The 13,856-nt window shown below is 62.7% G+C and carries 12 protein-coding genes and 1 rRNA gene; 3 read left to right on the top strand and 10 right to left on the bottom strand.

Translation table 11 applies throughout. From position 1 onward, the window contains the following. Nucleotides 1-119, bottom strand: a 16S ribosomal RNA gene (locus ACS3WB_RS14280); the annotation flags it as partial. Between the two features lie 848 nt (nucleotides 120-967). Between ACS3WB_RS14280 and ACS3WB_RS14275 the strand changes: the two genes are divergently transcribed. Continuing rightward, the gene (locus ACS3WB_RS14275; RefSeq protein ID WP_438276155.1) at nucleotides 968-3,019 is read left to right on the top strand and encodes a M23 family metallopeptidase; all 2,052 of its coding nucleotides are present in this window, start codon (nucleotides 968-970) and stop codon (nucleotides 3,017-3,019) included. A gap of 40 nt (nucleotides 3,020-3,059) precedes the next feature. Here ACS3WB_RS14275 and ACS3WB_RS14270 read toward each other — a convergent pair whose 3' ends face one another. The 3 genes from ACS3WB_RS14270 to ACS3WB_RS14260 form a co-directional block, all read right to left on the bottom strand. Further along, on the bottom strand, nucleotides 3,060-3,443 hold the full coding sequence (locus ACS3WB_RS14270; RefSeq protein WP_438276154.1) for a DUF1850 domain-containing protein: 384 nt from the start codon (nucleotides 3,441-3,443) through the stop codon (nucleotides 3,060-3,062). Continuing rightward, nucleotides 3,440-5,545 carry a TRAP transporter permease gene (locus ACS3WB_RS14265; protein WP_438276153.1) on the bottom strand — a complete coding sequence of 702 codons (2,106 nt, stop codon included), beginning with the start codon at nucleotides 5,543-5,545 and terminating at the stop codon, nucleotides 3,440-3,442. The genes ACS3WB_RS14270 and ACS3WB_RS14265 overlap by 4 nt, the downstream gene beginning before the upstream one ends. A gap of 129 nt (nucleotides 5,546-5,674) precedes the next feature. After that, nucleotides 5,675-6,622, bottom strand: coding sequence for a TAXI family TRAP transporter solute-binding subunit (locus tag ACS3WB_RS14260; RefSeq protein ID WP_438276152.1), 948 nt, complete (start codon nucleotides 6,620-6,622; stop codon nucleotides 5,675-5,677). A 323-nt stretch (nucleotides 6,623-6,945) separates the two neighbouring features. On the opposite strand from ACS3WB_RS14260, the gene ACS3WB_RS14255 reads away from it, so the two are divergent. Further along, nucleotides 6,946-8,232 (top strand): glycerate kinase type-2 family protein, encoded by a 1,287-nt coding sequence (locus ACS3WB_RS14255; protein ID WP_438276151.1) that lies wholly within the window; start codon nucleotides 6,946-6,948, stop codon nucleotides 8,230-8,232. 53 nt (nucleotides 8,233-8,285) lie between these two features. Here ACS3WB_RS14255 and ACS3WB_RS14250 read toward each other — a convergent pair whose 3' ends face one another. Further along, nucleotides 8,286-8,873 (bottom strand): MarR family winged helix-turn-helix transcriptional regulator, encoded by a 588-nt coding sequence (locus ACS3WB_RS14250; RefSeq protein WP_438276150.1) that lies wholly within the window; start codon nucleotides 8,871-8,873, stop codon nucleotides 8,286-8,288. Between the two features lie 66 nt (nucleotides 8,874-8,939). Here ACS3WB_RS14250 and ACS3WB_RS14245 point away from each other — a divergent pair, with 66 nt between their 5' ends. Then, nucleotides 8,940-9,683: a hypothetical protein gene (locus tag ACS3WB_RS14245; RefSeq protein WP_438276149.1), complete on the top strand. Its 744-nt coding sequence runs from the start codon at nucleotides 8,940-8,942 to the stop codon at nucleotides 9,681-9,683. Between the two features lie 60 nt (nucleotides 9,684-9,743). Here ACS3WB_RS14245 and ACS3WB_RS14240 read toward each other — a convergent pair whose 3' ends face one another. The 5 genes from ACS3WB_RS14240 to ACS3WB_RS14220 form a co-directional block, all read right to left on the bottom strand. Further along, nucleotides 9,744-10,145: a hypothetical protein gene (locus ACS3WB_RS14240; RefSeq protein ID WP_438276148.1), complete on the bottom strand. Its 402-nt coding sequence runs from the start codon at nucleotides 10,143-10,145 to the stop codon at nucleotides 9,744-9,746. A 137-nt stretch (nucleotides 10,146-10,282) separates the two neighbouring features. Continuing rightward, nucleotides 10,283-10,639: a DUF3307 domain-containing protein gene (locus ACS3WB_RS14235; RefSeq protein ID WP_438276158.1), complete on the bottom strand. Its 357-nt coding sequence runs from the start codon at nucleotides 10,637-10,639 to the stop codon at nucleotides 10,283-10,285. Nucleotides 10,640-10,783: 144 nt separating this feature from the next. Then, nucleotides 10,784-11,662, bottom strand: a complete 879-nt coding sequence (locus ACS3WB_RS14230) for a DUF6537 domain-containing protein (protein WP_438276147.1) — start codon at nucleotides 11,660-11,662, stop codon at nucleotides 10,784-10,786. Further along, the gene (locus ACS3WB_RS14225) at nucleotides 11,659-12,327 is read right to left on the bottom strand and encodes a Crp/Fnr family transcriptional regulator (protein WP_438276146.1); all 669 of its coding nucleotides are present in this window, start codon (nucleotides 12,325-12,327) and stop codon (nucleotides 11,659-11,661) included. Before ACS3WB_RS14225 ends, ACS3WB_RS14230 begins: the two co-directional genes overlap by 4 nt. A 317-nt stretch (nucleotides 12,328-12,644) precedes the next feature. Further along, nucleotides 12,645-13,568 carry a cytochrome c oxidase assembly protein gene (locus tag ACS3WB_RS14220; protein WP_438276145.1) on the bottom strand — a complete coding sequence of 308 codons (924 nt, stop codon included), beginning with the start codon at nucleotides 13,566-13,568 and terminating at the stop codon, nucleotides 12,645-12,647. Nucleotides 13,569-13,856 lie beyond the last annotated feature (288 nt).

Genomic DNA, 13,856 nt, shown 5'->3' with positions numbered 1-13,856 from the left:
GTACGTTCCCACGCGTTACTCACCCGTCTGCCACTGACGTATTGCTACGCCCGTTCGACTTGCATGTGTTAAGCCTGCCGCCAGCGTTCGCTCTGAGCCAGGATCAAACTCTCAAGTTGGACTTGAAACTTTAAACCGGCTGATCACAACGTTTGACGAGGTCCCACCATAATCATTGAACGCGATTCACATCGCGGACAACGTGATCTCATTGCTGAGACCATGGTGTAACCTTTGAAACGTGTACCGCCGAAGTCTTTCGTCCGATCCCGAACTGAAAGCCGAAGCCTTCAATTGCGAGACCCGCAAGGACTCCGCCGTCCACGTTTCTCTTTCTTCATCTTCACTTGTCAAACAGCCCGGGTCCGAAGACCCAACTTCCATCGCTGGAAGTCGCACGAAGCACTCATCGGACGACAAATAACAACCGATGGCTATCGGCTGTTGATTCACTCAACCTAGTGAGGAGCTTCACAGGCGTAGCTAGATGCCTTGGCAAAGGCCAAAGCAGCGCCGCGCTCAGTGGGCGGTTTATAGTCCCACCCTCGGACGGTTGTCAACGCCCATCGTCAACAAATTGTTGCCCTGGGCAAAACTTCTTCGCAGCGCGAAAAAGCCCTGCCCGCCGCGGGACTGACGCCGTACTTGAGCCACATTCCTGCGACGTTCTCACAAGGAAATAAGTCTTGAATCGCCGATTGCTAGGGGCATCGGCCGGCGGCTTCAGAATTTCGTGGCTTCGGGTAAAGGGCGATCGGCAAAGCGCATCGTCCATCCAGACGACCGCGACGCATCAAGGGGTTCAGGCGCCATTGATGTTCGCGACTCTGCTCAGCACGACGTGCACGCGAGTCTCGGACGAGCATGAAAGACCCGCGGTTTCTATCGCGCCCTCCTGCGGGAGGCGCCGGAGTCCGCGAGGTGCAGGAATTTAGCCGGTCGCAGGCGGCCATCGGGGGACAACGGTTTGAATACGGCACGCGGTGGACATGGCGGACGCGAGACCGGGATCATCGACCTCGGCCACGAACCGCCGCTTTCCGCCGATGGATCCGAAGCAGCCGTGATCGATCGCCGCCGCATCTCCGTGCAGTGGTTCAGCGGCACCATTCTCACAGGCCTGTGCGGCGCGGCCCTCATCGGCGGCGCCGTTTTCGCGTCGCTTGATGGCGAGACCACCTTCGCAAGAATGCCAGAGCGCGTGGAAGGCGCGCTGCGCGGTTCGGTCGGCGCCGGCGACCATCAAACAAGCCTGCACAAGAGCGACCGCCTGCCACCGCCAAGCGAGGCCGCCGCCGCAAGGCAGGTCATCCGCGTCTCGACCGTGACCCGCGCCGGCAACCGCGACGTGATGCGCGTGCGACCGTTCGTTCGCGTGTCCGGCAACCTGTCGATGGCGACCAGCGATCTCAGTGCGAAAATCCCGCCTTTCAACGCCCAGCGGCTGCTGTCCGACGTCGGAAGCCCCGCGCGAAGCGGTTCCGACGATGCCGATGCCGCCGCCGCGGCCGAACCCGACGCCGAAGTCTCCTTTGTTACCCGCGACCTCGCGCCGCTGCTGCCGAAGGCGAAGATCGCAGCCACGATTCCGCTCGATGAAATCATGGTGCGGGTGCGCGATGCCTCGAACTGGCGCGGCAACAGCGGCGTGAGATATACCATGGCCGATGCGACGGCCGACGCCGCCGGCGCGACGTCGAGCATCAAGATGGCCTATGCGGGCGAAGGCGGCGTCGATCCCTATGCCGGATTTGAAGCCCGCATCGTTCCCGAAAACGTGACGCTGCTGCCGAAAACCAAGGACCAGCTCACCGGCGGCAATCCGGTCGGCGAACGCGTGCATCTGGTCAAGAAAGGCGACACCGTCGTCTCGGTGCTGCGCGACCAGGGCGCGACGCCGGAGGAAGCGAGATCGATCGCCGCGACGCTAGGACCGCGCGGCCGCGACGGCGGGCTCAGGGAAGGCGAGAGACTGCGCATCCTGATGGCGCCCGCGGGCCCCGGCCAGCGGCTTCAGCCCTATCGCGTGATCGTGGCGAATGACTCGACGATCGAGGCCGTCGCCGCGCTTTCGGATCTCGGCAATTACGTCGCCGTCGACGTCACAAGCATGAATTCTGGCGGAGAGATTGCCGACAGTAACGACGACGATGACGACGACGGCAGCGGCGTCCGGCTTTACCAAAGCATCTATGAGACCGCGTTGCGCGACAAGGTGCCACCCGCCATCATCGAAGACATGGTCCGCATCTACTCCTATGACGTCGATTTCCAGCGCAAGGTCCAGCCCGGCGATTCGTTCGACGTCTTCTATGCCGGCGACGACGAGGCAACGCCGACGACCGAGAAGAACGAGGTGCTTTACGCCTCGCTCACCGTCGGCGGCGAGACCAAAAAATACTATCGCTTCCAGACCCCCGACGACGCCGTCGTCGACTACTACGACGAGACCGGCAAGAGCGCGAAGAAGTTCCTGGTCCGCAAGCCGGTCGCCAGCGCCATCATGCGGTCCGGCTTCGGCATCCGGCGTCACCCCATCCTCGGCTACGTGAAGATGCATACCGGCGTCGACTGGGCCACGCCGTACGGCACGCCGATCTTCGCGACCGGGAACGGCGTGGTGGAGAAAGCCGAATGGGAAGGCGGTTACGGCAAGTACGTCCGCATCAAGCACAACAACGGCTATGAAACCGCCTATGGTCATATGTCGGCCTTCGCCAAGGGCATGGAGCCCGGCAAGCGCGTGCGGCAGGGCCAGGTGATCGGGTTCGTCGGCTCGACGGGCCGTTCCACCGGAGCGCACGTCCACTACGAAATTCTGGTCAACGGCCGCTTTGTCGATCCGATGCGGGTCAGGCTTCCGCGCGGGCGATCGCTGGAGGGTCCGCTCCTCGCCAGTTTTGAGAAAGAACGCGACCGGCTCGAGGCCATGATGAACAGCCGCAATGCCGGCGCCCGGGTCTCCGACGCGGCAGGCACCCCTGCCCTGCCCCAGGCACGACAGGTCTCCAACCGCTGAGGCGGAGTGATCAAGCCGGGCGAAGGATCCGCATGTCGGCTTAACGCGAGGGTTGCTCACATGCGCGCAGCGTCGTGACGTGAACGCCCACGGGATGGCCCAGGATGTCAGACAGGGTGCGACAATGTCCGTCCGCGCACAGCCGCCACTCGCCGGCCAGGCCGGAATTTCCGAGCACGAGTTGCGGCATCGGAGCGCGCTGCGGCCGCCACTGAAACCAGCCGTCGATAAGCCTTGCTTCCGGCGGCGGCTCCATGCCGGCGCCCGATCCCTTCACGCGCGCTTCCACCAGTTCGAGGCCATTTGGCGTGACGCGCCAGTCTTCCTGCCAGCCGGTCTTCTCGATCGAATGGGTCCACGCCAGCGTGAATGCCGCAAGCGCCAGCGCCTTGGTGACACCCGCGGAGATCAGGCAAAGGCTCATGTCGCAGCCGCCGCGGAACGGGATCGTTGCCGCCACTGCCAGAGCAGGATCGCGAGCGCCAACGCGTAGCCGACCCAGTCGCTGTACTGGAATTCACCGAGCAGACAGAGCGCGGCGACGAACGCGATGACCCGTTCGGCCGGGGTCATGCGAGTAAACAGATAGCCGATCGCGACCATCCCGAACAACCCGATCGCCACCAGCGCCTTGACGGTGGAATAGGCTACGGCGCCGTAGAAGCCGAGTTCGGCTGCCATCGGATCGCCCGCCTGCAACATCAGCGATGGCGAATACACCGCGATGAACGGAATCACGTAGCCCGCCAGCGCGATCCGCATCGCCTCCCAGCCGATCTTGTCCGGGTTTTCCTTGGCGATCGGTGCGGCCGCCAGCGCCGCCAGCGCCACCGGCGGCGAAAGGTCGGCCATGATGCCATAATAGAATGCGAACATATGGCTCACGATCAGCGGCACGCCCAGTTTGGCGAGCGCGGGCGCGGCCAGCGAGGCCGTGATGATGTAGGTCGGGATGGTCGGAATACCGGTGCCGAGCAGGATCGACAGCAGCATCGTCATGATAAGCGCCAGGAACAGGCTCCTGGCGCCAAGACCGATCACCCAGCCGCCGAACACAGTGCCGACGCCGGTTTGCGTCATCATGCCGATAATGGTGCCGACGATGGCGCAGGCCATGCCGACGGCAAGCGCCGACTTGGAACTCTCGGCGAGCGAGTCGCGGCAGGCCACCAGCGTGGCCCGTCCCCCGCGCGTCAGCAGACTGAGCACGGCCAGCCCCGCAATCACATAGGATACAAATACGATATCGAGACCGTTCCGCGACAACACGCCGACGATCAGCGCGAGTCCGACCCAGAACACATAGCGCAACGCTTTATTGGGCAGGCCGAGTACGATGCTGGCGCCAAGGATCAGCGTCACCGTCAGCGACAGGCCGATGATGCCGGCGTAGAGGGGCGTGAACCCCTCGAACAGCATGTAGACCAGCGCGGCCAGTGGCAGCACGAGAAACCAGCGATCGACCAGCGCCTTCCAGGCGCTTGGGATCTCCGCCCGCGCCATGCCGACCAGCCCGTTCTTGCCGGCTTCGAGATGCACCATCCAGAACGCGGAGGCGAAATAGAGAATGGCCGGAATCACGGCGGCCTTGACGATGACGGAGTAATCGACGCCGAGCGTTTCCGCCATGATGAAAGCGACCGCGCCCATCACCGGCGGCATGATCTGCCCGCCCATCGAGGCGGTTGCCTCGACGCCCGCGGCGAACGCGCGGCGATAGCCGAACCTGATCATCAGCGGAATTGTGAACTGGCCGACCGTGACCACGTTCGCCACGCCGGAGCCCGAGATCGTGCCCATCAGAGCGGACGCGATCACCGCGACCTTTGCCGGACCACCGCGGGTGCGGCCGAACAGCCCGAGCGAGACGTCGGTGAAGAGCTGGATCATGCCGGCACGCTCGAGGAACGAGCCGAACATGATGAACAGGAAGATGTAGGTCGCGGACACATAGATCGGAACGCCGTAGAACCCTTCAGTGCCGTAGGACAGATGAGTGATGATCTGATCGAAGGCATAGCCGCGATGATTGAACGGCGCCGGCAGATATTGCCCGAAGAACCAATAGACCATGCACGCGCCGCACATCAGCGGCAGCGCGAGACCCATCAGCCTCCGGGTGCCTTCAAAAATAAGCACGGCGAGCAAGGTTCCGACCACAAGATCAAGCGTGGTGGGGTCGCCGTCACGCAGGATCAGGTCGGCGTAGAAGATCCACTGGTAGAGGCCGCACAGAAATCCGATGCCGCCGATGAACCAGCCGAGCGCGCGGCCCGCATTACTCTTCGCGGTGAAGTTGGCCACCAGCCCGAACGTCATCAGGATCAGGAAGCCGACATGGACGCCACGCACCACCTGGCTCGGGAGCACATTCCACGCCGCGATCACGATCTGAAAGGCGGCGAAGGCGATGCCGATGGCGTAAGCAAGGTATCCCCAGCCGCCGGGACCGAACCCTGCGGGGAATCCGTGTTCGAAATTATCGAACTGCGTGACGGGCGCCGCGGCGGCGTGCGTCTGCGACATCTCGACCTCTCGGCGGACATCGTGTCCGGTCCTTGTTTCGATCCTCCGTCCGAATTCAATCGCTTCGACGAATACACAGGCGGGAGAAACGATCGATCACGTCGCTCCGCATCCGGAATAATGCCGGCGCTACTTGATAAGTCCTTTTTCCTTGAAGTAGCGGATCGCGCCGGGATGCAACGGAACCGGGCTATTCATCGCGGCGTCTTCCAGCTTGATGCCACGCGCGGCCGAGTGCGCCGCGACAAGGTCGGGCAGCGATTCGTAAACCAGCTTCGTCATCTGGTAGGCGAGATCGTCGGACACCGCCGAACTGGTGACGAGGTAGTTGACGACGGCCGCGGTCGGAACGTCCTTGTCCTGCCCCTTGTAGGTGTTGGCCGGAATGATCGCGGAGACAAACGGCGGCCCGATCTTGTCGACGATCTCCTTGGGAACCGAGACCACGACGATGTCGCTCGAATTGCTGAGATCCTTCAGCGAAGCGACGCCAAGACCGGCCGATTGCAGCGTCGCGGTAAGCTGCCTGTTCTTCATCAGGTCGACGGACTCGGCGAACGGCAGATACTCCACCTTGCCGAGATCGTTGTAGTCCATGCCGGCCGCTTTCAGGATCGCCCGCGAGTTCAGCTCAGTGCCCGATTTCGGCGCGCCGACCGAGAGCGTCTTGCCCTTGAGATCGGCCAGCGTCTTGATGCCGCTGTCGGCGGTTGCAACGATCTGGATGTAGTTCGGATAGATCGCGCCGATGGTCCGCAGCTTGGTCAGCTTGGTCTTGAAACCGGCTTCTGCGTCGCCCTCCCACGCCGCTTTCAGCGAGTCGCCAAGCGTGAAGGCGATCTCGCCACGTCCCTGCTCCAGCAGGTTGAGATTCTCGACCGAGGCCTTGGTTGCCTGGACCTGGGTTTTCACGTTCGGTATCTTGTCGCTGTATATTTTGCCGATGGCGACGCCGAGCGGATAGTAAACGCCGGAGGTTCCCCCGGTCAGCACGTTGATGAACTGCTGCGCGTGGGTGGCAGACGCCGAAAGGATGGCGGTGGACAAGGCAACGGCAACGATGAATTTCGAACCCATCAGATCGTTCTCCCGTTTGCTCGGAAGAAAGTGACCGGGTGGCGCGACGCGGTCAACGTGGAACAAACGAAGGTACGACGAAAACCGCTTTAGACATTGGTATGAGTGAAGGCGCCTCGAACGCGCATACGGATCGCACGCGCATATCGGAACATTGCCTCCATGCACTTCTGCTGTTGTGGCCTGTCAGCGCAACACTTGCGGCGCAGCCGATATCGTTTCGATGTCCTGACGGGGGTTTGCTTGCGGCCGAATTCGGCGGATAACGGCTGCTTGCTAAACTCTCAATCCTTTTTGCATCGGCCAAGCGCAAGATCCGAACCATGACCGAACAACGCAACCTTTTGCGCGCGATCTTCGATGCGGCTGTGGCCACCGCTCATCCCGACAACATTCTCGATGCGCACCTGCCGCGCGCGCCGAAAGGCCGCGTGATCTGCCTTGCCGCGGGAAAAAGCGCGGCCGCCATGGCCGCGGTCGTGGAGCGGCATTACCTCGACGCCGCGGGGCTCGACCCCGAACGTCTGGTCGGCGTGGCCACGACACGTCACGGCCACGGCGTGCCGACACGCCGCATCGAGGTGATCGAGGCCGGCCATCCCGTGCCCGACGAGGCGAGCCTGCGCGGCGCCGATCTCAGCTTGACGCTCGCGAGCAGCGCGACCGCCGACGATTTGCTGCTGGTGCTGTTGTCGGGCGGCGGATCGGCCAACTGGATGGCGCCGGTGGACGGCGTATCGCTCGCTCAGAAGCAGCAGGTCAACCGCGCTTTGCTCCGCTCCGGCGCGCCGATCGGCGAGGTGAATACGGTGCGCAGGCATCTGTCGCGGATCAAGGGCGGGCGGCTGGCGCATGCAGGACGATGCGCGGAGATCGTAACGCTGGCGATATCGGATGTGCCGCGCGACGAGCCGGCCGACATTGCTTCCGGCCCGACCGTACCCGACCCGACCACGCTGGCCGATGCCCGCGCGCTGGTCGCAAAGTATAATCTCGCGCTCGACGACGCCGTCATCCGCGCACTGAACGATCCGGCCAATGAGAGTTGCAAGCCGGGCGACGCCGCCTTCGCGCGCGCTCGCTTCGATATCATCGCGCGCCCCGGCGCCTCGCTCGCCGCCGCCGTCAGGCGCGCGCGCGATGCCGGCTACGAGGTGCTCGACCTCGGCGCCGATCTCGAGGGCGAGGCCCGCGATGTCGCCGCCGATCATGCAAAACTGGCGCTGAAAGCGCGCGCCGAAGGCCGGAAACTCGCGATCCTCTCGGGTGGTGAACTTACCGTGACGGTGCGTGGCAACGGACGCGGCGGACCTAATCAGGAATACGCGCTGTCGCTGGTATCATGGCTCAAGGACACGCCCGGTATCTCCGCGCTGGCGGCTGACACCGACGGCGCCGATGGCGGCGGGGGCAGCCCCTCCGATCCGGCAGGCGCGGTGATCGATGCCCGCACTTTTGCGACGATGCACGCGCAACACCTTGATCCCGTCGCCTATCTCGCCAACAACGACGCCACCGCGTTCTTCGCCGTTACCGGCGACCTGCTGCTGACCGGGCCGACCCTTACCAACGTCAACGACCTCCGCGTCATTCTGGTTGATGCCGCCTGATCGACGCGGCAACCATTGCTGGTGTCATGCGAGCCGACGCACGACGTGCCGGTTCAGGCCGCGGCTTCGTGCTCCTGACAGATCGCGCCGCTATCGGCATCAGAGAGCGGCTCGTCGAGTACGGCGCAATGATGCGGCGAAGCGGTCCCTGGCGCGGCATTGCAGCGAAAATGCCGGCAGGTGCGGCAGATGCCGAAGGCACGCCCGTTGTTGCGCGCGATCATTGCCGAGAGGATGGCCTGCAGCGTCGCCAGCAGTTCGCCGGCATCGCCGCCGGTGGCGACCGTGATGTCGTCTGCCAGTCGCCTCAGCGGATCGTCTCTCAACACGGTCTCGCCGCGCCGGGTCAGCGCCAATTCGACGGAACGGCCGTCGCGAGCGCTGGCCTGCCGCGACGCCAGCCCCTTCTGCTCCAGCGCGATCAGGGTTTGGGAGATCGTGCCGCGGGTCGAACCGGCATAATCGGCCAGCGCCGCCGGCGTGCGTGAAAAGCGGTTGGCGCGCGACAGGTAGCGCAACGCCTCCCATTGCGCGGGATTGAGGCCGGCAATGTTGGCGCCGCTACGGCTCAGCCGGTCCAGCCGACCGATCAGATAGGCCGCCTCATGTGCCGAAGATAGTAGCGACTCGCTATTTTTCATTGACTCGATCCAGATCGTCAGTCACACAGATAGGTATCGACTCGATATTATCAATCGGAGTATTCCATGCCTTCTTCGGTCATCAGATTTTCCGTGGGAACGTTCGCCGCTGCGCTTATACAAGGCGCACTGGCAACATCGTCCCTTGCCCACGACATCCACGCCAAGCCTGACGCAGCCGTGCCGCCGGCCTTCGACGTCACCAGCGCCTCCGCCTCGACCGATGGCCGGCTCGCCACCTTCGCCATGGAAGTCAGCGGCGACGCCGGGTCGCTGAAGCCGCAAAAGGTCGGCAAGCTCGCCGGCGCGAAGGTGGACGCCTATGTCTGGCCGACCAAGCTCGATCCCGCGGCGGTCGGATTTGCAAAGGGCTTGGGCATCCTGGCGCTGGCCATTACCGCGCACCCGGATTTCGACGATACGCCGCTGTTCGACGAAAACGGCGACGGCGACCCGACCAACGACGGCGCCGGCTGGCATTCGCACTGGGTCGTGCTGGCAAGCGACAAGGCCTGCGCCGGCGGCCTCAAGGTGCTGGACATCTCGCCGGGCCAGGATTTGTTGCCGGCCACCGCCCCCGGCCTGCCGCTGGCGCTGGACAGCCCCGGCATGAGCCCCATCATCAAAGGCAAGACGGTGCGCATCACCGTGCCGGTCAAGGGCGCGGAGAACGTCAACTTCGATGCCGTCGCCGCGCATCTGCAGGTCAACGAGGCCGGTAAGGCGCCGCTTTTGTGCGTTACCGGGACCTACAAGGTTGCGTCAGGCAGTCTCACGCTGCCGGGCGTTATCGTGAAGGAGAAGAAATAAGCTTCGCGACCAGGCGCTTGCGAAGCGCGTCCCGATCAATCACCGATGCGGCGATGCGAGCTACGCCGGGATCAGCACCGCCTCGTCGTCGTCGATCTGGTCGTCGAGCGGAGCGAACGTGCTGAGCGGTCTGGTCGACAGCGTGATCGGCTTGCGTTGGCCGTGCGCGGCCGGCGCCGCATGGGGTTGCCGGACTGCACGCGACAGCGCGAACAGCGTGGAGCCGACGCGGCCGCCGAGCTGGATCAGATCGCGCTCGGAGCAGCTCGAGGCGATCGACAGCGCCAGCGTATGCAGGTGGCTGCGGCGGTAGCAGAACAGTGCCAGCATCGCTCGTACATCCGGAGCGACGCTGGCGATGAGCTGAGGCAATCCATGCTCGTTGGCACGATACATGGCGCCCAACAGATCATCCTTGACTGGACATATGTCGTTCTCGAAGGTGTCCCGACTCGACCACATGGAAACTCTCCTGGATCAAGAGGATGCAACGCAATTTCCTAACGGGAAGTTAACCACCTGCACAAAGAGCGGCTGGACGACCTTGCAATCCGGTTCCGAATCAGACGGCGGCCGTGATCCGATGCGCGGAAAGCCGATCAGGCGTTGAAGGCCATGACCACCGACAGGCCGAAGCCGGTCAGATGATGGAGCGCCTGATCGACGCCGATCAGCGTCCAGAACCACGGGTGCTGGCGCTCCTGCGTCACCTCGAAGGTCGAGGAAATGAAACCCTTGGCGCGGTCCACGACGATATGGATCGCAAAATCGACGAATGCGAGAAACCAGAAACGCGGCGCGATCACCAAAATCAGCGCCAGCGCGAGCGCCAGATGCACGAGGCAGTGCGCAAGCAGCGGTAGCGCCCAGCCGGTCTTTTGATCCTTGCCGATCGCCATCCACGAATTTTGCAGCACGAAATCGGCAATCACGTGCTTGACGGTCAGCACAAACATCCAGCCAGCCAGCGGACCGACTGCAATCGTCGACGACAATGAGGGAAGCAGCACCCGAACGCCCCTTGTTAGTGACACGGTTCTAGCATTCGCATCCGTTTCTTGCGAGTATCCTGGCCAAGTCGGGCTCTGAAGAACTACAGCTCAGGCACCAATTCCGTCTGCGGCCCGCTCCCTGATACCCGCAATGACGCGCTTCAAGGTTTCCTGCCGCGGGTCCGAACTCACCGCTGCGCGGGCCTTTGTTATGGCATCCGCCAGATCCGGGCAGGACAATGCGCCCTCGAGCGTCGGCTTGATGAGATCGTCGACGATCAAATTCCAGTCCTTCAGACTCTGCACGTAACCATCGCCGTGTCCCCCCACTATCTCGGCTGTCGCGACCACCGCGGCGACTGCGGCAGGCTGCTTCGTCAGGCTGCGATCGATGATGTGCAGCCAGCGCTCGACCCAGGCGCGCTCTCTGGCGTAGCGGAGTGAGGACAACCGCCATCGCTTGAGCGAGGCCTCGATCCGGAGGCGGCGACGCCGCAAGCGGCTTGCCGCGCTGAACCGCATCGTGACCGACAGGTGCAGCCATCCCGGATACTCCAGGACCCAGAGCGCATAATCGGCCACCGTTTCCGGCAGCAACAACACCAGTTCGTCGAGACGCAGCTTGCGGATATCGTCCGGCGGAACGCCCCGCCTTGCTTCGGCCTCGGCAAGTTTAAGCTGCGCCATCCGGATCGCGTCATCATATGCCATGCGCAGGGCCAACAGCCGCGCAATCTCGGCAAACAGGGCATCATCGACATTGCGCCGGCCGATGAAGCGCCTCAGTCGTGCGACATAGAGTTGCGCATAGCCCGGTCCCTGATAATCGATCAGCCGGTTGACGGCTTCGGTTGCGACCGCCGCGACTACGTCGGGGAGGCCCGCGGGCAGTTCCGGATTCGGATCATTGTCGTCGCCGAGGACGTCCGCGAAGATCGAACGGATTGCATGGAGAAATCCGACGACTTTGGGAACGCCGAAATTCATGCCAGCCCGGGCGTCGCGACGGCCGGCGCCTGACGTTCCGCAAGCCGCTCCTCCAGCTTTCCGATGTTCTGAAACAGCCGCGCGCTGGCCAGCCGCAGGAAGTAGAATCCGAATTCGGGATTCTGGACGTAAAGCTGCTCCACCTGACGATAGCTGACACTGAGCACCGTGCCGCTCTCGATGCATTCGAGCGACTGGGTACGCTCGTTGGTAGGAGACAACATGCCGAGTTCGCCGACGATCGCGCCGACCGGAAGCTCGATGCCGGACTCGACCAGGCGATAGCGGCCGCTGACGATGTAGAGCATCGTCTCCGCTTTCTCGTTCTTGTAGAACAGCATTTCGCCGGCCTCACATTTGCGCTCGGTCATGAAGGGTTTCAGCCAATCCATCGACAGGTCGCTGTTCACCGATTTCTTCACGTCGCGTATGAGCTGCAACATCTGGTGCAGGCGGTAGCCGTTAAGACAGAACAGCACGGCGTGAAGCCCGAATTGCAGGAAGCTGTGAAATGGAATCGCCGTGATCATGAGAACGAGATTTGCCAGCATGCCGAACACACGCAGCGGAATCATGGTCCGCATCGTGTAGGTGGCAACAATGAAAACCGAAGCCGCCAGACTGCCGACGGTGCCGACGTGTTCGGCTAAATGTGATGTGTCCATGACGATCCAGCCAATTTCCCTGACGGTGATGAGGTGCGCAGCAATCTTCAGCCTGCCCCGGCGGCCGGGGCGGCGTGAGATATACACCGAATCATATTCAGCTTTCCGGTAAAAGCAGCGTCCTGCCAGCGCGCCGCCGCTGTCCCTTCCCGTGGGCGGGGTCGCCGCGTTGCGCACTTCCGTCGGAGATGATCGCCAGCGTTTTCGAGCGTGGCATGTCCTCAGGCTTGATCCGAGGACGGAAACGGTCCACGTGAAGAAGCGCGTCCATTTTCAAATCGGAGCCCGCTTCTGATTCTGTCGGACGCGGAAAGGAGCTAGAATTCTCCGCCCGGCGCGGCCTTGTTCGAACCAGCTTGATTGGTCTTTTGGCCAACGGACTGCAGATAGGCGACCAGATCGTGACGTGAGGGCGCATCGAGCACGCGCACCGGCATGCGTGCTCCCGGCACGAATTTCTTCGGATCGGCCAGCCAACGGTCCAGATTATCCCCCGACCAGACCAGACCGGCGTTCTGGAGCGCCGGCGAGTAATGATAGCCGGGGACAGTGCCTGCCTTGCGGCCAACCACGCCGCCCAGCCGGGGACCTGTCTTGTTGGCGTCCAACTCGTGACATGCCGTGCATCGTTCGCTGAAAAGCTGCTTGCCGTGAACCGGATCGGGTGGCGCGTTGGGCAGGAAGCGCGCGAGATTCTTGCTTTGCGACGGATTCACCGACCGGAGAAGCGTGTAGCTGAGCGTGATCGTATCGACAGCGTGGTTATCCGGATCCTCCGCGAAGGCCGGATCGACGAAAAAGACAACGGGCATCTCGATCTTCTGATGGGGGTCGAGGCGCTCTTCGTTGAAACAGAAACACTGAATTTTATTGAAGTACGGCCCGCTGGTATTCGGCGTGACATTGTAAGTCGCGTGGCCCACGATCGACTCGTTGCTCAGATTCTCGGCCGTGAAGAAAACCATCTTCTGCTCGCCGAGATGAACGGTCACGGTACGCTGCTCCGGTTCGAACTTCCACGGCAGATCCGAAGCGACGTTGGTATCGAACACGACCGTAACGGTCTTTTTGGAGGTGACGGTCGGATCCGCATATGCCCGCTGCGTCGTTCCTCCGTATCCCGTCGCGCTGCAGAACACGCGATATATTTTCGGAGAGTAGGCGACGAGTCCAAGCATAATGCCGAGGGCCCCGAGCGCGGGCAAGAGGACGTTCAGGTGCTTGCGGTAGCTCGGTTTCATTTCGATCTCTCCACGTCGATGTCTCCGCGAGGCCGTCCGGATTGATGCAATGCAAGCCGTCCACCGCGGAGTGCGGGCACATTAATGCAAAACGAGATATCGCCGACGCATTCAGTGCGGATTGACGAACTTGTGATCTCATTAGAATCGGACGATCATGTCGCTCAGATCGAGAGCACGAACCAACGACTTTGAGCTAGACTGCGTTACGCAACATTCGCTCCGGAGAATTGTCCTGGCAGACGGAGCCGGTGCGCTCTCGCATCGCTGGCGTCTTCACCAGCACCT

The organism is Nitrobacter sp. (assembly GCF_051535215.1).
In the GTDB taxonomy this organism is placed as follows: Bacteria; Pseudomonadota; Alphaproteobacteria; order Rhizobiales; family Xanthobacteraceae; genus Nitrobacter.
The sequence above is the reverse complement of the archived record's forward strand: the minus strand, read 5'-3'. Positions and strand labels throughout refer to the sequence as shown.